Source organism: Microbacterium mangrovi (assembly GCF_000802305.1).
Lineage (GTDB): Bacteria > Actinomycetota > Actinomycetes > Actinomycetales > Microbacteriaceae > Microbacterium > Microbacterium mangrovi.
In genome coordinates, this window is sequence record NZ_JTDK01000024.1 from 1 (window position 1) to 17099 (window position 17099).

The following is a 17099-nucleotide window of genomic DNA, read 5'->3' on the forward strand; positions in this document are numbered from 1 at the left end:
CTTCCGGGATCATCGGCAGATAGATCGCCACCCGATCCCCGTGCCCGACCCCGAGACCCTCCAGCACGTTCGCGACCCGCTTGACCTCATCGGTCAGCTCCGCATACGTGATCCGCCGGGAATCACCCGGCTCACCCTCCCACAGCAACGCGACACGATCCCCGAGACCGGCCTCCACATGCCGGTCCAGGCAGTTGGCGGCGACATTCAACTCCCCGTCCGCGAACCACTTCGCGAACGGCGGATTCGACCAGTCCAGCACCTGCGTGAACGGCGTCTGCCACGCCAGCTCCCGCGCCCGATCCGCCCAGAACCCCAACCGATCCGCCGACGCCTCCGCATACACCCCCGCACCCGCATTCGCCTGCGCCGCGAACTCCGCCGACGGCGCAAACCGCCGATCCTCATTCAACAGGTGATCGATCTGGCTGCTCATCTGCGCTCCTTCAGGGCGTCTTCGGTGCTTCATCGAACGTCGGGCGTGGCGGCATCGACATCGCGCCGCTCAGCGATCAATCTACTCCGCGCCGGGCAGGCCATCCGAATTGGGAGGGCCGATTACAAACCCGGGCCAGGTTCACGACGTGAACTTGGTCCCTTTCGATGCACTGATGAATGGGTGCGCTCTCATCGCCGAGACTGCACGAGTGCACGGGTTCTGCGAACAGAGTTGAACACATGTGCATTCGTGCGTATGCTCAACCCTGGCCGAACATCGATTCTGGCATTCGCAGTGCCCGACGCCCCCCGATCGGGGCACTGCGTTGGGCGGCATCCCACATCCCCCCAATGGGATGCCGCCCTCTTCCTCTCTGCGGAGGGCGGCATAAGGCCGGCGGCACCCGCGCGAAGCGGCTCCGCAGATCCATCAGCACGACGCCCGTCGGTCGCGCGCAGGATGCCGCTGCGGCCGCCGTGCCGGTGCGCTGAGCGGGGCGGATGACGCACGGATGCCGCCGTCACGCGGCATCCGTTCGTCCACAGTGCCGGCGGAGTCCCCATCGCTCCACAGATCCGCCCTCCGGCGCGCGGGAGCAGCCCGGACGCCCGTAGCGTCGCGGACATGCCGGAATCGTTCGTCGTCGTCCCGCGTGGAGTCGCTGCGGGTTCCGCCGGCATCGCGGCACCGGCGACCACCACGCTGCGGCATCCGGCTCTGGAGCCCCTCGCCGGGTTCCTCGCCGACCCCGAGGTGACCGACCTCTTCGTCAACGGCGCCGAGGGCCTCTTCGTCGACCGCGGACGCGGCGCCGAGAAGCAGCCGGGATGGCGCACGACCGAGCAGGATGTCCGCGAGCTGGCGACGGCGCTCATCTCGGCGGGCGGGCGCCACATCGACGACGCGCACCCGTGCGTGGACGTCCGGCTCCCGGGCGGTCTGCGGGTGCACGCGGTGCTGCCGCCGGTGGCCCTCGGCGGCACGGTCATCTCCGTGCGCATCGCCCGCGCCGAGACCCTCGACCTGGACGGGCTCGAAGAGCGCGGCATGCTCGGCCCCGCCCAGCGCGCGCGGCTCGAGCAGCTGGTCGCCGCCCGCGCGAACCTGCTCGTCACGGGCGCCGCAGGATGCGGCAAGACCACCCTGCTCGCGGCCCTGCTCGAGCGGGTTCCCGCCGCGGAACGGATCGTCACGATCGAAGACGTGGCCGAGCTGCGCCTGCGGCATCCGCACCACGTCCGTCTCGAGGCGCGCCAGGCGAACCTCGAGGGTGCCGGGGGCGTCGGTCTCGCGCAGCTGGTGCGCGAGGCGCTGCGGATGCGTCCTGATCGCCTCGTGATCGGGGAGTGTCGGGGGGAGGAGGTCCGCGAGCTGCTGAGCGCCCTCAACACCGGCCACGACGGCGGGGCCGGAACCCTGCACGCCAACGGCCTGGCCGACGTGCCGGCGCGGCTCGAGGCGCTCGGCGCGCTCGCGGGCCTCGACGACGCCGCCCTCGCGCGGCAGGTGGCGAGCGCCATCGATGCCGTGGTGCACATCGAACGGCGCGGGGGCCTGCGCACTGTCGCGGGCATCGGCCGTCCGGCCGTCGAGGGCGGCCGGCTCACGATCCGGGAGCAGTCGTGCGAGTGAGGGGCCGCGCGCCCGTGGCGGCGCCGGATGCCGCGACCGTGCGCCAGCTCGCCGTGCTGCTGCAGGCGGGCATCGCGCCGGAGCCCGCGTGGCGGCATCTCGCGTCGCTCGGCGGCGCGCCCGCCGGCGCGGTCGTCGCCCGGCTGAAGGACGAGGTCCCGCTGGCGCGGGCGATCGGGGCGGCGGGTCCCGGCTGGGGCGAGATCGCCGCCGCCTGGAGCGTCGCCACGACGGTCGGCGCGCCGCTCGCCTCGAGCCTGCGCGGTGTCGCCGACACGCTTCAGGACGCCGCCGACATCCGCGACGAGGTGCGCGTCGCGCTCACCGAGCCGATGACCACCACGCGGCTGATGAGCTGGCTTCCCGTGATCGGCCTGGGTCTCGGAGTCGTGCTGGGGTTCGACTCGCTGCGCGTGCTCACCACCACGCCGCCCGGCCTCGTCTGCCTCGTGCTCGGCGTGACACTGCTCGTGCTCGCACAGCTGTGGTCGCGAGATCTCGCCCGCCGGGCCGAGCCGGCACCCGGCATCCCGGGACTCCGCGCCGATCTGCTCGCCATCGCGGTGTCCGGCGGCGTCTCGCTGGAGCGTGCCCTCACCATCGTCGCCCAGGCCCACGGGGGCCACGATGGTGCAGACTCCGACGTCCGGCGGATCCTCGACCTGTCGCGCAGCGCGGGGGTCCCCGCCGCCGACCTCCTGCGCGCCGAAGCGGGGCTCGCGCGGCACCGGGCCCGCACCGCCGGGCGGATGACCGCCGCGCGGCTCTCCACGCGGCTGCTCCTTCCGCTCGCCGTGTGCACCCTTCCCGCGTTCCTGCTGCTGGGCGTCGCGCCCATGCTGCTCGGCATCATCACCACCACGGTGCTGCCGCTGTGATCGTGCCCAGAACGTGCCCCCGACCCAAGGAGAAACCATGTCCATCCCGCTCATCCGACAGCGCCGAACCGACGACCTTCCGCCGCTCACGCGGCGCCGAGCGGCCGCGCTCTTCGACGGCGACGACACCGGCGCTGCGACCGCCGAGTACGCGGTCACCACGATGGCCGCCGTCGCCTTCGCCGGCCTCCTGGTGGTGATCATGCGCTCGGGGGAGGTGCGCGGCATCCTCACGGCCCTGATCAAGCGTGCGCTGACGGTGGCGTGATGTCGCGCGGATGCCGTGCGGCGCGCGCCGTTCCCGGAGGCGCAGACCGCGGCTCGGTGGCGGCCGAGTTCGCCGTCGCCGTGCCGGCCGTGCTGCTCGTGCTCGCCCTGTCCGCGGCGGCGCTGGGTGCCTGCAGCCGACAGGTGCGGCTCCAGGACGCCGCCGCCGACGCGGCCCGTCTCGTCGCCCGCGGCGACAGCATGGCGCGGGCGCAGAACGCGGTCGCGGGCGCGGCGCCGGACGCGCGACTCGAGGTCTCCCGCCCGGGCGACCTGGTGTGCGCGCAGGCGAGCGCGCCGAGCGGCATCCCATTCACCGGCTTCGGTCTCACCGCGCGTTCGTGCGCCCTCGCGGAGGAGGCCGGCTGATGGCGGGCACGGTCGTCGCCACCGGGGTCCTCGGCTGCACCGCCGTGCTCGCCGTCGGCCTGGCGCTGGCCGCCGGGGCGGACGTCGCGTCCCGCCGGGCGGCGACCGCCGCGGATGCCGCCGCACTCGCGGCGGCCGACACGGCGTCGGGGCTCGTACCCGGTGCCGAGCCCTGCACCCGGGCCGCGGAGGTCGCCGCTGCGTCCGGTTCCCGCCTCGCAGACTGCACGCTGGACGGACCCATCGCCACGGTGCGGGTCCGAGTGCCGTTCGGGGCGTTCGAGGCATCCGGCCGGGCGCGCGCAGGACCCCCGCCGCAGCCGTGAATCCGGCAGGCGCATCGGCGACGGGTTCTCACGCCCTGAGAGAATTCTTATCGGCGCACAGAGACGCATGTGTATGGTGTGCATCGAAGAAAGGACGCCACGTGCCCAAAGCAGAGACCAGCGGGAAGAAACTCGTCATCGTCGAGTCTCCGACGAAGATGAAGTCGATCCAGGGGTACCTCGGCGACGGCTACGAGGTGCTCAGCTCGGTGGGGCACATCCGTGACCTGGCTGACCGCAAGGCGATCCCCGCGGAGCTGAAGAAGACGTCCGTGGGTCGCTATTCGATCGACATCGAGAACGACTTCTCTCCTTATTACGTGGAGTCCGAGCGCGGCAAGAAGACCGTCGCCGAACTCAAGCGCGCGCTGAAGTCCGCGGACGAACTGCTGCTGGCCACTGATGAGGACCGCGAGGGCGAAGCCATCGCGTGGCACCTGCTCGAGACGCTCAAGCCCAAGGTGCCCGTCAAGCGCATGGTGTTCCACGAGATCACGAAGGACGCCATCCGCGCCGCCGTCGATGACACCCGCGACCTCGACCTCGCCCTCGTCGACGCGCAGGAGACCCGGCGCATCCTCGACCGCCTCTACGGCTGGGACGTCTCCCCGGTGCTGTGGATGAAGGTGCAGCAGGGTCTGTCGGCCGGTCGCGTCCAGTCCGCCGCCACCCGGCTCGTCGTCGATCGCGAGCGCGAGCGCATCGCGTTCGTCTCGGCCTCGTACTGGGATGTCGCCGCCCTCGCCGTCAAGGCGACCGACTCGTTCGGGGTGACCCTCGCCCGCCTCGACGGCGCGCCGATCGCGCGCGGCTCGGATTTCGACGACCGCGGTCAGCTGAAGAAGCCGGTCGTCGTGCTCGACGAGGGTGCGGCAGCCGAGCTGGCATCCGCCGTCGCCGACGCCGGCGAGGCCTCCGTGACCGCTCTCGAGTCCAAGCCCGGCACGCGTCGCCCCTACGCCCCCTTCACGACGTCGACGATGCAGCAGGAAGCCGGCCGCAAGCTCTCGATGAGCGCCAAGCACGCCATGGGCGTCGCGCAGCGTCTCTACGAGAAGGGCTACATCACCTATATGCGCACGGACTCCACCGCGCTGTCGCAGCAGGCGGTGACGGCCGCGCGGGAGCAGGCCGTGCAGCTCTACGGCGCGAAGGCGGTGCCGCTGAACCCGCGCGTGTACGCCAGCAAGAGCAAGAACGCGCAGGAGGCGCACGAGGCGATCCGCCCCTCCGGCGAGAACTTCCGCACGCCCGCCCAGGTGGCCGGCAGCCTGGACCGCGACGAGCTGCGTCTGTACGACCTGATCTGGAAGCGCACCGTCGCCAGCCAGATGTCGGATGCCACCTACGAGACCACCACGGTGACCCTGTCGGTCGCCGCGGGGGAGCGCACGGCGGAGTTCACCGCATCGGGCACCGTCTACACCTTCAAGGGCTTCCTCGAGGCCTATGAAGAGGGGCGCGACGAGAAGCGGTCGGATGCCGACAAGGCCGATGACCAGCGCCTGCCGCAGCTCGCCGTCGGCGACGTGCTCGGCGTGCGCGACGTGGAGCCCAAGGGTCACTCCACCAACCCCAAGCCCCGCTACACCGAGGCGTCGCTGGTCAAGGCGCTCGAAGAGCGCGGCATCGGGCGCCCGTCGACGTTCGCGAGCATCATCGACACGATCATCGCGCGCGGCTACGTCACCAAGCGCGGTCAGGCCCTCGTGCCCAGCTGGACCGCGTTCAGCGTCGTCCGCCTGCTCGAGCAGCACTTCACCGAGCTGATCGACTACGACTTCACGGCCGCGCTCGAAGACGATCTCGACGCGATCGCGCGCGGGGAGCAGAAGCGCGTCGACTGGCTCCGGGAGTTCTACTTCGGCGGCGGCGACCACGTCGGCCTGCGCAACATCGTCGACAACCTCGGCGAGATCGACGCGCGCGAGCTCAACTCGACGCCCATCACCGACACGGCGACACTGCGGATCGGCCGTTACGGTCCGTACCTCGAGGTGATCGACCCCGCGCATCCGGATGCCGATCCCCGCCGCGTCAACCTCCCGGAGGACCTCGCGCCCGACGAGCTGACCGCGGCCCGCGCCCAGGAGCTCATCGACGCCCCGGTCGCCGGGGATCGCGTGCTGGGCGAGAACCCCGCCAACGGCAAGCTCGTCATCGTCAAGGACGGACGCTTCGGCCCCTACGTGCAGGAGATCGACCCGCCGGAGGACGAGCTCGTCGACGAGGAGACCGGCGAGGTCGTCGAGGCGCCCAAGCCGAAGCGCGGCGCGAAGAAGGAGGCCGCGCCGAAGCCGCGCACGGCATCCCTGTTCAAGAGCATGTCGGTGGACTCGGTCGACCTCGACACCGCGCTGCAGCTGCTCGACCTTCCGCGCGTGGTCGGCACCGACCCGGAGTCGGGCGAGCCGATCACCGCCCAGAACGGCCGGTACGGTCCCTACCTCAAGAAGGGCGCCGACTCGCGGACGCTGCAGAGCGAGCAGCAGATCTTCGACGTCACGCTGGAGCAGGCCCTGGAGATCTACGCGCAGCCGAAGTACGGTGCGCGCCGTGCGTCGAGCGCGCTCAAGGAGTTCGACGCCGATCCGGTGTCGGGCAAGCCGATCCGCATCCGCGACGGCCGCTTCGGCCCGTATGTCACCGACGGCGAGACCAACGTGACGATCCCGCGTGGCGAGGACCCGCTGGCGGTCGAGTTCGAGCGTGCCGTGCAGATGCTGGCCGACAAGCGGGCGAAGGGCCCCGCGCCGAAGCGCGCGGCGGCCAAGCGCGCGACGCCGGCCAAGAAGGCGACGACGGCGAAGAAGAGCACCACGACGCGCAAGACCACCACCGCGCGCAAGGGCACGACCGAGAAGTGACCGGCCTGTTCATCACCTTCGAGGGCGGTGACGGCGTCGGCAAGACGACCCAGGCCGCGCTCCTGCAGGAGTGGCTCGAGCAGCAGGGGCGCACCGTGGTGCGCACCCGCGAGCCGGGCGGCACCGAGGTCGGCGTGCTCATCCGCGACATCGTCCTGCACCATCGCGGCGAGGTGGCACCGCGTGCAGAGGCGCTGCTGTACGCCGCCGACCGGGCGCACCACGTGGCATCCGTCGTCCGTCCTGCGCTCGAGCGCGGCGAGGTCGTCATCCAGGACCGCTACTTCGACTCGTCGGTCGCGTATCAGGGTGCCGGCCGGGTGCTCGACGCCGACGAGGTGCGCGGTCTCTCCCTCTGGGCGACCGGCGGACTCCTGCCGGATGCCACGATCCTGCTGGACCTCGACCACGCCGCGGCCCGGGCCCGGCTGGATGCCGACGACAAGCCGTTCGACCGGCTCGAAGCCGAGGAGGGCGCGTTCCACGATCGTGTGCGCGAGGCCTTCCTCGCGCTCGCAGCCGCCGAGCCCGAGCGCTTCGTCGTCGTGGACGCCGCGCGGGATGCCGGTTCGATTGCGGCCGTGATCAGGGAGTTCGTGGCGGCTCGGCTGCGCTGACGGTCTTTCGGTGCGGACCGTTGCAAATTCGTTGCCTGGTCGAGGCCGGGAATTTTGTAAGTTGTGCTTAGGATCATCCCTGTTGGGGATGTGATACCTCCAGCGCTCAGCTGTCGAGGGCCGATGTCGGTTCCCCCGCCCTGCTGACGTGCCGTCACCCTGATGGCGGGCCGCGTGGGGCGGTCTGTGCGGGCATCCGTCCGATTGAAGAACAATGGGGAGACCCGTGCATTCACGCACAGCTCGACGCACCGCGCCGCGACGCCGCGCGACGGTCGCATCACTGGCCGCGGTCGCGGTCATCATGTCATCACTGACCGCGACGGCCGCCTTCGCGGACGACATCGTCGTCACCGCGCCGGCCGATCTGTCGATCTCCGGCGACCTGAAGGTCGGTTCGACCGTCTCGGTCGCCGGCAGCGCCTGGACCCCGGACACGACCGACGTGCACGTCGTCTGGTCGGCCGGCGGCACCGTCGTCGATGAGCCGGCCGGCCAGGAGGGCGACCTCGACCTGACCCTGCTTCCGGGCATGGTCGGCAAGGTCATCAGCGCCGACGTGACCGGCACCGCCGACGGTGTGACGTCCGACCCGGTCTCGCTGACCACCGACCCTGCGGTCGTGCAGCCCCGGGACTTCGCGCTGAGCCCGACCCCCACGATCTCGGGCGCGCCCGCCGTGGGCGTGCAGGTCAGCGCGGTGCCCGGCGAGTGGTCGCCCCAGGCACCTGACTTCAGCTACCAGTGGTCGATCGACGGCGCCGCGATCGCGGATGCCACCACGGCGACCTACACGCCCGTCCCTGCCGACCAGGGCCACGCCCTGACCGTCGCGGTGACCGCTTCGGACGCGGCCGACGGGTACGCCGACACCACGAGGGAATCCGTCCCGGTGACGGTCGGTGCCGGGACGTTCGCCAACACCAAGGCCCCCGCGATCACGGGCGCCGCGCGCGTGGGCTCCAAGCTCACGGCGCAGACCGGCACGTGGGCCCCGTCGCCGACGGCCTACGCCTACGCGTGGAAGGTCGCCGGCGCGGCCACTCCGGTGTCGACGGCCGCGACGTTCACGCCGACCGCGGCGCAGCTCGGCAAGGTCCTCACGCTCACCGTGACGGCATCCGGCCTCGGCTATGCGGATCTCGCGAAGACGAGCGCGCCCGTTACCGTCCTCGCCGGCGTCTTCGCCGCACCGGCCCCGAAGATCTCGGGCAGCGCGGTCATCGGCCGCACCCTCACGGTGAACGCCGGAACGTGGACTCCCGTCGCCACCAAGACCTACCGGTGGCTGCGCAACGGCGTGACGATCGCCGGCGCGACGGGCACGACCTATCGGGTCGCAGCCGTGGACTACGGCAAGAAGATCAGCGTCGTCGTCACCGGTAAGACCGCCGGGTACACCACCCTGTCGAAGCCGAGCGCGCCGACCGCGCCCGTCGTGAAGCCGTTCGCCCGCACCACCGCGCCCACCATCACCGGCACGGTGCGCGTCCTGTCGACGCTGACGGCGCACCGCACAGCCTGGTCGCCGCTCGTGTCGTCCTACACCTGGCAGTGGAAGCGCAACGGCGTCGCGATCAGCGGTGCCACCGGCGCGACCTACAAGCTCGTCGCCGCCGACTACGGCAAGAAGATCACCGTGACGCTGACCGGCAAGCGTGCCGGCTACGCGAACACGACCCGCACCAGCGCCGCGACGCTCGCCGTCGGCGCTCCTGCGCCGGTGATCACGAGGAGCGGCACCTACCGGGTGGGCACGCAGATCAAGCCCGGAACGTACGCGGCGACCTCCGGCGCCAACTGCTACTGGGAGCGTGACAACGCGTCCGGCTACGTCGGCTCGGGACCGGCGAACGACCGCGGCCGCACGATCGTCACGATCGCGCCGACCGACAAGACCTTCGACACCGAAGGATGCGGATCGTGGGCGCCGTTCGTCGTCCTCACGACACACCCCGCAACGTCGGCCGGGGACGGCATGTACGCGATCGGCTCCCAGCTGAGCGCCGGCACGTACACGACGACGAGCTCGGCGACGTGCATGTGGTCGCGGCTGAAGGACGCGACGGGATCCGACGAGTCCGAGCTCGGATACGGCCCGATGAACGAGGCGGGACGAACGTTCGTCACGATCTCGCCCACGGACAAGTTCTTCGCCACGTCGGGATGCGGCACCTGGACGCGATTCGTCCAGCCCACGAGCCCGCCCGCCTCGTCCGCGGGCGCGGGCATGTACGCGATCGGCACCCAGCTCAGCGCCGGCACGTACACGGCGACGAGCTCGGCGACGTGCATGTGGTCGCGGCTGAAGGACGCGAGCGGGTCCGAGGGATCCGAGCTCGGCTTCGGCCCGGTGAACCAGAAGGGCCCGACCATCGTCACGATCGCTCCGACGGACAGGTTCTTCGGCTCGTCAGGATGTGGCACGTGGACGCTGATGCCCGCCACCGGTACGCCGGCGACCAGCGCGGGGGACGGAGCGTACGCCACCGGCGTGACGCTGCAGGCCGGTCATTACGAGACCAGCACGGCCCCGAGCGTGATGTGCATGGCCGTCATCCTCAGCGGGTTCGACGGGACGTGGGATGAAATGCTCCAGGGCGGCATCACGCCGGACCCGGTGACGCGCAAGCTCCAGCTGAACCTCCTCCCCACCGACAAGGGGTTCATGACGAGCGGCTGCGGCACCTGGACGCGCGTCGGCCCCTGATCCGCGACCAGATCTGACCCCGTGCCCCGCCGGCATCCTCGCGATGCCGGCGGGGCACACTCATAGGCCGTGCAGGGGCTTCCCGGCGGTGATGTCCGAGCCTCCGATTAGGGTTGAGAGCATGACCTCGACCGTGGCCGCTCCCGCTGTTCCCTGGGGGGCGGTCTGGGGGCAGGATGCCGCCGTCGCCCTGCTGCAGGATGCCGCATCCGACCCGGCGCGGTCCGCGCACGCCTGGCTCATCACCGGCCCTCCCGGATCGGGGCGGTCCACCCTCGCGTACGCATTCGCCGCGGCCCTCATCGCCGAGCCCGGCGACGAACAGGCCATGCAGCAGGTGCTCTCCGGCACGCACCCCGACCTGACCTCGCTGCGCACCGAGGGCGTCATCATCTCGATCAAGGATGCCCGCGCTCTCGTCGAGCGCTCCTATTTCGCCCCGTCGCTCGGGCGGTACCGGGTGATCGTGATGGAGGATGCCGATCGCATGGCCGAGCGCACCTCGAACGTGCTGCTGAAGGCGCTCGAGGAGCCGCCGGCCCAGACGGTGTGGATCCTGTGCGCGCCCAGCGATGCCGACCTGCTGCCGACCATCCGGTCCCGCGTCCGGGTGCTTCGGCTCAACGAACCCGACATCGGCGAGGTGGCGCGACTCATCTCGGCCCGCACCGGCGCCGACACCGCGCTCGCCGAGCAGTCGGCCCGCCACGCCCAGCGACACATCGGCATGGCCCAGCGCCTCGCCACCGACGCGGCATCCCGCGAGCGTCGCGACCAGACCCTTCAGGCCGTGCTTCGGGTGCGCGGCGTGGGCGATGCGGTCGAGGTGGCCGCGCAGATCGTCCAAGCGGCCACCGACGACGCCAAGGCCCTCACGGCAGAGCGTGACGAGGCCGAACGGGCCCAGCTGCTGCACACGTTCGGGGTCGCCGACGGCGCCGCGGTGCCGCCCGCGGTCCGGTCGCAGCTGAACGCCCTCGAAGACGAACAGAAGCGGCGCGCCACCCGCAGCCTCCGCGACGGGATCGACCGGGTGCTCACCGACCTGGAGTCGATGTTCCGCGACATCCTGCTGCTGCAGTTCGGCCGCGCAGACGGCCTCATCAACGGCGAGTACGCCGAGCAGCTGCGGGCAGCCGCCGACGCCTGGTCGGCCGAGCGCACCCTCGTCGTGGTCGACAAGATCGCCCTGACCCGCCGCAACCTGGAACAGAACGTCGCGCCGACCCTGGCGCTGGAGAGCATGCTCGTGACCGTCGCGAGCGGGAGGACCCTGTGACCGCGACCCGTGCAAAGCTCACCCGCCGCCTTCTGATCGCGGTGGTCGGCGTCGCGGTGGCCTCCGTCTCGCTGAGCGCCTGCCTGTTCTCGCCGATCCCGTTCCACGGCGCCTCGCCGAGCAGGTCGGCGTCCCCCGACACGACCGGGGTCACGGCCGCGCTCCTGCCGTTCTACTCGCAGACGATCCACTGGCGCAGCTGCAACGACGGCGACTCGTGCGCGAAGATCGCCGTCCCGGAGGACTGGAACGACCCGGGCAAGGGCACGCTGCAGCTCGCGGTCATCAGGCACGCGGCATCCGACGGCTCGCCGAAGGGGTCGCTGCTGGTGAACCCCGGAGGCCCGGGCGTCAGCGGCGTCCAGCTGGTGCGCGACTCGGTGGAGTTCGCGGTCGGCAAGGAGCTCGAGAAGAACTACGACGTGATCGGCTTCGACCCGCGCGGCGTCGGCGCGTCGACACCGGCGGTCACCTGCTACAACGCCTCGCAGATGGACTCGTTCCTCTTCGATCTGCCCCAGCACCAGCGCAACACCCCGGCCTGGGTCGCCGAAGAGCTGTCGAACTTCAGGCAGTTCGGCGCGGCGTGCCAGGCGAACAGCTCCGGCATCCTCCCCGACATCGACACCGTCTCCGCGGCCCGCGACATGGACGTCATCCGCGCGGTCCTCGGCGAGAAGAAGCTCGACTACCTCGGATACTCGTACGGCACGTTCCTGGGTGCGACCTACGCCGGTCTCTATCCGAAGCGCGTCGGTCACATGGTGCTCGACGGGGCGCTCGATCCCTCCGCCTCGTCGCTGGACATCAGCGTCACGCAGGCCGCCGGGTTCGAATCGTCGCTGCGGGCCTACATGGCCTACTGCCTTCAGCAGCGCTCCTGTCCCTTCTCCGGCACCGTCGACGACGCGATGTCCGACCTCGGCGCGATGCTCGCACAGGTGGATGCCCAGCCGCTGCCCAACAGCGACGGGCGCCAGCTGGGCGCAGACTCGCTCGTGACCGCGATCATCTCGGCGCTCTATTCGCAGGACTCCTGGAAGTACCTCACTCAGGCCTTCATCGGCGTCGACCGCGGCAACCCGTCCATCGCCTTCCAGCTCGCGGACTTCTACTACAACCGGGTGAAGGGCAAGTACACCGACAACTCGTTCGAGGCGTTCAACGCGTACAACTGCATGGACTACCCGAGCGCCGAGTCGGCATCCCAGATCGCGGCCGCACAGGACGCCATCAAGCAGAAGGCGCCGACGATCGCCCCGTACTGGAGCGTGACGGTCGACAGCTGCGCGACGTGGCCCGTCAAGACGAAAGCGGTGCGGGAGCAGATCCACGCGCCGGGGGCGGTGCCGATCGTCGTGGTCGGCACCACGGACGACCCGGCGACGCCGTATGCGTGGGCGAAGTCCCTCGCCTCGCAGCTGGATTCCGGCGTGCTCGTCACCCGCGTCGGCGAGGGGCACACCGGCTTCAACAAGGGCAACTCGTGCGTCGACGACGCCGTCAACAGCTACTTCATCGACAGCACGACCCCGCAGGACGGTCTCGTCTGCAAGTAGCCCGCAATGACACAAGCCCCCTCCGAGGAGGGGGCTTGTGTCATTCGGAGCCGCTTGTCGGAATCGAACCGACGACCTATTCATTACGAGTGAATCGCTCTGCCGACTGAGCTAAAGCGGCGGGCCTTTCGTGCGCGGGGCACGATGAACGATCTTACAGGGTCGGATGCCGCCTCGCGAATCGAGACGGCCCCGCGCGGCCCGGGGAGTCATATGATCCGGTCATGAGCACGATCATCGACTGCGGCGAGGTGTGTGCGGAGATCCAGCAGGTGGGTCGCTTCGACTACAGCATCTCGATCCGCGCGGGTGCGGGCGACCCGCCCCTCGACACCTGGTACCGCCTCGGGCGGGCGCGCGCCGAGCGCAAGGCGAGTCTCGAGCTGATGCGCTACGTGCGCAGACGCGAGTGGGATAAAGGGCCGCTCGTCGTCTTCACCGCCGCAGTCTGACCCGGCGGCTCAGCCGACAGCGAGCAGGACGCCGGATGTCAGGGCGAGTCCGAGCCCGGTCCACTGGACGCCGGCGATGCGTTCTCGCAGCACGATCGCGGCCAGCAGGATCGTGCCCGCCGGATACATCGCCGTCAGTGCCGACACGATCGCGAGGTCGCCGGACCGCAGCGCGATGAGGGTCAGGGTGTTCGCCGTGGCATCCACGAGTCCGGCGCCGATCGCGATCCACCAGGCGCGCGCGAGCATCGGCGACGGCCGGCCGTGGGCCCGGGCGTGCTCCAGGTCGGCGCGACCGTCAGGCGTCGCTCCCAGCTGCGGGCCTTCGGCAGCCAGCGCGCTTCGCAGGCTCCGCCCGCGCCGCATCATGGCGAGGGTCGTGACGACCACGATGATGGTCGTGATCAGCCCGTTGACCGCGCGGTTGAAGATGAGGGGGAGAACTCCGGAGGCCTCGCTGGTGCTGCTCATGATGATCATGAATCCGCCGATCGCGGTGCCTGAGCAGACGGCCATGACGAGGCCGCGGGCGCTCGGCCGCACGACCTTCTCGCCCGGCACGAAACCGACCAGGACGGTGGCGACGAGGGCGAATCCGAGACCGGTCCAGGCGAGTGCGGACAGCGCCTCGTGCCGCACGAGCAGTCCCCACAGGAGGGGCACGATCGCCGAGACCACGGCGGTGAGGGGCGACAGGATGCTCATCGGGCCGATCGCCAGGCATGCGTAGAGCAGGCCCACCGCTGCGACCGAGAGGATGCCCGACAGCGCGCCGAGCAGGGCGTCCTGCGGCAGCCAGTGCGTGCCGAGCACGGCCATCGCGACGAGGAGCAGCAGGAGTCCCGAGAAGGCCGACACGCCGGTGACGACGAGCGAGCGCAGATGCTTCGCGGCCATTCCGCCGAGGAAGTCCGCGGATCCGAAGATGACGGCGGCGACGACGGCGAGGAGGGCGACGGGCATCCCTCGAGCCTATCCACGGACCGGGCCCCCGCCCCGGCGTCGGCGGTTACGCTCGTGTCATGGGCAAGGGGCTGCTGATCGTGGACGTGCAGAACGACTTCACCGAGGGAGGGGCGCTGGCCGTTGACGGCGGGGATGCGGCGGCGGAGGCGATCACGCGCCTGCTCGCAGAGCACGCCGCGGACTACCGGCTGATCGTGGCATCCCGGGACTGGCACGACGCCGACGGCGACAACGGCGGCCACTTCTCACCCGACCCCGACTACGTGGACAGCTGGCCGGTGCACTGCGTCGCCGGGACGCCCGGCGCGGAGTACGACCCGCTGCTGGCGACCGACGCGATCACCCATCACGTCAAGAAGGGGCAGGGAAAGCCCGCCTACTCGATGTTCGAGGGGACGACGGATGCGGGGGAGACCGTCGCCCAGCTGCTGGATGCCGCGGGCGTCACCGAGGTGGACGTCGTGGGCATCGCCACCGACTACTGCGTGCGCGCCACGTCGCTGGATGCCATCGCGCACGGCCGCCACGTGCGCGTGCTGACCGGGTGCGTCGCGGGCGTCGCAGAGGATTCGAGCGAGCGGGCGCTCGCCGAGCTGGCGCACGCCGGGGCGGAGCTCATGGATTCCTGAAGGGAGTTCCACAGCGGCATCCGCCCGGGGCGGCAGGTATCCTTAGGGTCGCCTAACCTACCTTGAGGAGCGGAATGCCTCTTCCCACCGTGCTGCTGCTCGGCTTCATCGCCGGCGCGACCATCGTGCTCGGGATGCCGCTGGGGCGCATGAAGCGTCCGGCGCCGACACTGCGCACGCTGTTGAACGCCATCGCCGTCGGCGTGCTGATCTTCATCCTCTGGGACGTGCTCGCGCACGCCTGGGAGCCGATCGACACCGGCCTGAGCGATCTCCACGCGGGCACGGGCGACTTCGCCTCCACGATCGGGCTCTTCCTGCTGTTCGCCGCGGGGATCGCCGCCGGGCTCCTCGGCCTCACCGCGTACGAGCGGTGGATGGCGCGCGCCGCCGGGCCGGGCTCGCACCTGCAGCCGCGACAGCTCGCGCTGCTCATCGCCGTGGGAATCGGCCTGCACAACTTCGCCGAGGGCCTCGCGATCGGGCAGTCCGCCGCGTCGGGAGAGCTGCAGCTGGCCGTCGTGCTGGTCATCGGCTTCGCGCTGCACAACGCCACGGAGGGCTTCGGCATCACCGCCCCGCTGGCGGGCGACGTCGACGAACACGGTGTGCGCCGCATCCCGTCCTGGGCTCAGCTCCTGCTGCTGGCGCTCATCGGCGGGGGCCCGACCATGCTCGGCACGTGGGTCGGCACGTTCTTCACGAGCGACGTGGTGAGCATCCTCTTCCTGACCCTCGCGGCCGGGTCGATCCTCTACGTCGTGCTGCAACTGGTCACCGTCTGCGCGCGGGCCAAGCGCATGGACCTCCTGGCGTACGGTGTGCTCATCGGCCTCCTGGCCGGCTTCTTCACCGACGCGATCGTGACCGCCGGCGGCGCCTGAGAGATCCTCAGAGCCGGGTGGCGGCGCATTGTCCGGATGGCGGCGCGACACGCCCCGGGGATGCCGCCAGGGGTTCAGGTCGCCGCCATCCGTCCGGTCGTTGAGCGCCCTTGGTGTGGCTGGCGCTCGCTCAGGAACCGCGCAGTGAGACGAAACGCCCCGGCCTCCCTCCGGTCGTTGAGCGAGCGTAGCGAGACGAAACGCTCGCCCCAGGTTGGGCATCAAGATGTGCTGCAACCCGCTTGCATTGTGGATGCTTGTTCGATAGTGTGGAGGTATCAGTTCGAACATTGCAACGAAGCCAGGGGGGATGCCATGGCCGACACGTCGCACGGTGGGCTGTCCCCGGTGCTGTCGGACCTGGACGTGCTGGTGGATGGTCTCGGCGGTGCGCGGGCGCGGGTGGCGGCCGCGTTCGGTGCGGAGACCCGGTTCTACGCATCCGTGGCCGCCCTGGTGGACCGGCGGGAACGCGAACGCGCCCAGCAGGCCGACACCGGGGCGGTGGTGTCCGCGTCGCAGTTGGCGATGCGGGAGATCTACGCCGAGATCGCCGCCGCGGTGCGCCTGTCCGAGTACCAGGTCGCGTCCCGGGTGAACCAGGCCCAGATCCTGGTGTCCCGGTTCGCTACGACGATGACCCTGGTGGATGCCGGGGTGCTGTCCCCGCAGCACGCGACCACGATCGCGGATGTCGGCGGCGTCATCGACGACCCCGACATCCGGGCCGAGTACGAGGATCACGCGATCGACCTGGCCGCAGAGCTCACCCCCGCCCAACTGAAGGACGCCCTCGGGGTGTTGGTGGACCGGCTCGACCCCGACGGCACCCAACAACGCGTCCGTGACGCGGTGGCCCGCCGGTCGGTGCGCAAACGCAGCGTGGAGCCGGGGGTGGGGCAGTTGATCATCACCGGTCCCACCGCCCAGATCGAAGGCACCTACAACCGGCTCACCGACATCGCCACCGAACTCCACACCCAAAACCAGAAAGACACCGCCGCCGCGGCCGAGGCGGCTGAAGCAGCCGCGGGCGCGGACCGGCGTCCCGGTGAGGATGCCGAAACGGACCAGGCCGACGCGGCGGCAGTAGCCGCGGGTGCAACCGAGGGCGAGGACGCGGCGGTCGACTCGTTCGTTCCGGATGAGCGCACCCGGGCGCAGATCATGGCCGATGTCGCCCTGGACCTACTGCTCACCAACGTCCCCGACGCACACGGCACCA

The 17099-nt window shown here is 70.7% G+C and carries 16 protein-coding genes and 1 tRNA gene; 14 read left to right on the forward strand and 3 right to left on the reverse strand.

Going from position 1 to position 17099, the window contains the following annotated elements; all coding sequences use genetic code 11:
- On the reverse strand, positions 1-436 hold a 436-nt coding region (locus LK09_RS19405), incomplete at its 3' end, for an acetyl-coenzyme A synthetase N-terminal domain-containing protein (protein ID WP_039403356.1).
- A 627-nt stretch (positions 437-1063) separates the two neighbouring features.
- On the opposite strand from LK09_RS19405, the gene LK09_RS19410 reads away from it, so the two are divergent.
- The 10 genes from LK09_RS19410 to LK09_RS19455 all read left to right on the forward strand — a co-directional run bounded on the left by LK09_RS19410 (position 1064) and on the right by LK09_RS19455 (position 12943).
- A complete protein-coding gene (locus LK09_RS19410; RefSeq protein ID WP_039403359.1) occupies positions 1064-2071 on the forward strand; it encodes a TadA family conjugal transfer-associated ATPase in 1008 nt (335 codons plus the stop codon).
- Positions 2068-2949, forward strand: a complete 882-nt coding sequence (locus tag LK09_RS19415; RefSeq protein WP_039403362.1) for a type II secretion system F family protein — start codon at positions 2068-2070, stop codon at positions 2947-2949. The genes LK09_RS19410 and LK09_RS19415 overlap by 4 nt, the downstream gene beginning before the upstream one ends.
- Before the next feature lie 37 nt (positions 2950-2986).
- On the forward strand, positions 2987-3217 hold the full coding sequence (locus LK09_RS19420) for a DUF4244 domain-containing protein (protein ID WP_039403365.1): 231 nt from the start codon (positions 2987-2989) through the stop codon (positions 3215-3217).
- On the forward strand, positions 3217-3585 hold the full coding sequence (locus LK09_RS19425) for a TadE family type IV pilus minor pilin (protein ID WP_052227032.1): 369 nt from the start codon (positions 3217-3219) through the stop codon (positions 3583-3585). The genes LK09_RS19420 and LK09_RS19425 overlap by 1 nt, the downstream gene beginning before the upstream one ends.
- The gene (locus LK09_RS19430) at positions 3585-3911 is read left to right on the forward strand and encodes an Rv3654c family TadE-like protein (protein ID WP_039403367.1); all 327 of its coding nucleotides are present in this window, start codon (positions 3585-3587) and stop codon (positions 3909-3911) included. The genes LK09_RS19425 and LK09_RS19430 overlap by 1 nt, the downstream gene beginning before the upstream one ends.
- A gap of 101 nt (positions 3912-4012) precedes the next feature.
- Complete coding sequence (gene topA / locus LK09_RS19435) at positions 4013-6778, forward strand: type I DNA topoisomerase (protein ID WP_156138922.1); 2766 nt, start codon at positions 4013-4015, stop codon at positions 6776-6778.
- A complete protein-coding gene (gene tmk, locus LK09_RS19440; protein WP_039403369.1) occupies positions 6775-7395 on the forward strand; it encodes a dTMP kinase in 621 nt (206 codons plus the stop codon). The genes topA and tmk overlap by 4 nt, the downstream gene beginning before the upstream one ends.
- A 304-nt stretch (positions 7396-7699) precedes the next feature.
- On the forward strand, positions 7700-10105 hold the full coding sequence (locus LK09_RS21005; protein ID WP_156138923.1) for a hypothetical protein: 2406 nt from the start codon (positions 7700-7702) through the stop codon (positions 10103-10105).
- A 121-nt stretch (positions 10106-10226) separates the two neighbouring features.
- Positions 10227-11384, forward strand: a complete 1158-nt coding sequence (locus tag LK09_RS19450) for a DNA polymerase III subunit delta' (RefSeq protein WP_039403372.1) — start codon at positions 10227-10229, stop codon at positions 11382-11384.
- On the forward strand, positions 11381-12943 hold the full coding sequence (locus tag LK09_RS19455; RefSeq protein WP_052227034.1) for an alpha/beta hydrolase: 1563 nt from the start codon (positions 11381-11383) through the stop codon (positions 12941-12943). The genes LK09_RS19450 and LK09_RS19455 overlap by 4 nt, the downstream gene beginning before the upstream one ends.
- Positions 12944-12991: 48 nt before the next feature.
- Here the strand turns inward: LK09_RS19455 and LK09_RS19460 are convergent.
- Positions 12992-13064, reverse strand: a tRNA-Thr gene (locus tag LK09_RS19460).
- Positions 13065-13167: 103 nt separating this feature from the next.
- Here LK09_RS19460 and LK09_RS19465 point away from each other — a divergent pair.
- Positions 13168-13395 carry a hypothetical protein gene (locus LK09_RS19465; RefSeq protein WP_039403375.1) on the forward strand — a complete coding sequence of 76 codons (228 nt, stop codon included), beginning with the start codon at positions 13168-13170 and terminating at the stop codon, positions 13393-13395.
- Positions 13396-13404: 9 nt separating this feature from the next.
- Here LK09_RS19465 and LK09_RS19470 read toward each other — a convergent pair whose 3' ends face one another.
- Positions 13405-14358: an EamA family transporter gene (locus LK09_RS19470; protein ID WP_039403376.1), complete on the reverse strand. Its 954-nt coding sequence runs from the start codon at positions 14356-14358 to the stop codon at positions 13405-13407.
- 59 nt (positions 14359-14417) lie between these two features.
- Here LK09_RS19470 and LK09_RS19475 point away from each other — a divergent pair, with 59 nt between their 5' ends.
- The 3 genes from LK09_RS19475 to LK09_RS19485 all read left to right on the forward strand — a co-directional run.
- Positions 14418-14990 carry an isochorismatase family protein gene (locus LK09_RS19475; protein ID WP_039403377.1) on the forward strand — a complete coding sequence of 191 codons (573 nt, stop codon included), beginning with the start codon at positions 14418-14420 and terminating at the stop codon, positions 14988-14990.
- A 74-nt stretch (positions 14991-15064) separates the two neighbouring features.
- On the forward strand, positions 15065-15874 hold the full coding sequence (locus tag LK09_RS19480) for a ZIP family metal transporter (protein ID WP_039403378.1): 810 nt from the start codon (positions 15065-15067) through the stop codon (positions 15872-15874).
- Positions 15875-16189: 315 nt separating this feature from the next.
- The coding region (locus LK09_RS19485) for a DUF222 domain-containing protein (protein WP_039403379.1) at positions 16190-17099 on the forward strand (910 nt) is incomplete at its 3' end.

Coding starts and splice junctions, on each gene's coding strand:
- LK09_RS19420 (WP_039403365.1), top strand. CDS start 2,987: ATGTCCATCCCGCTCATCCGACAGCGCCGAACCGACGACCTTCCGCCG.
- LK09_RS21005 (WP_156138923.1), top strand. CDS start 7,700: ATGTCATCACTGACCGCGACGGCCGCCTTCGCGGACGACATCGTCGTC.
- LK09_RS19465 (WP_039403375.1), top strand. CDS start 13,168: ATGAGCACGATCATCGACTGCGGCGAGGTGTGTGCGGAGATCCAGCAG.
- LK09_RS19430 (WP_039403367.1), top strand. CDS start 3,585: ATGGCGGGCACGGTCGTCGCCACCGGGGTCCTCGGCTGCACCGCCGTG.
- LK09_RS19480 (WP_039403378.1), top strand. CDS start 15,065: ATGCCTCTTCCCACCGTGCTGCTGCTCGGCTTCATCGCCGGCGCGACC.
- LK09_RS19425 (WP_052227032.1), top strand. CDS start 3,217: ATGTCGCGCGGATGCCGTGCGGCGCGCGCCGTTCCCGGAGGCGCAGAC.
- LK09_RS19470 (WP_039403376.1), bottom strand. CDS start 14,358: ATGCCCGTCGCCCTCCTCGCCGTCGTCGCCGCCGTCATCTTCGGATCC.
- LK09_RS19475 (WP_039403377.1), top strand. CDS start 14,418: ATGGGCAAGGGGCTGCTGATCGTGGACGTGCAGAACGACTTCACCGAG.
- LK09_RS19450 (WP_039403372.1), top strand. CDS start 10,227: ATGACCTCGACCGTGGCCGCTCCCGCTGTTCCCTGGGGGGCGGTCTGG.
- LK09_RS19410 (WP_039403359.1), top strand. CDS start 1,064: ATGCCGGAATCGTTCGTCGTCGTCCCGCGTGGAGTCGCTGCGGGTTCC.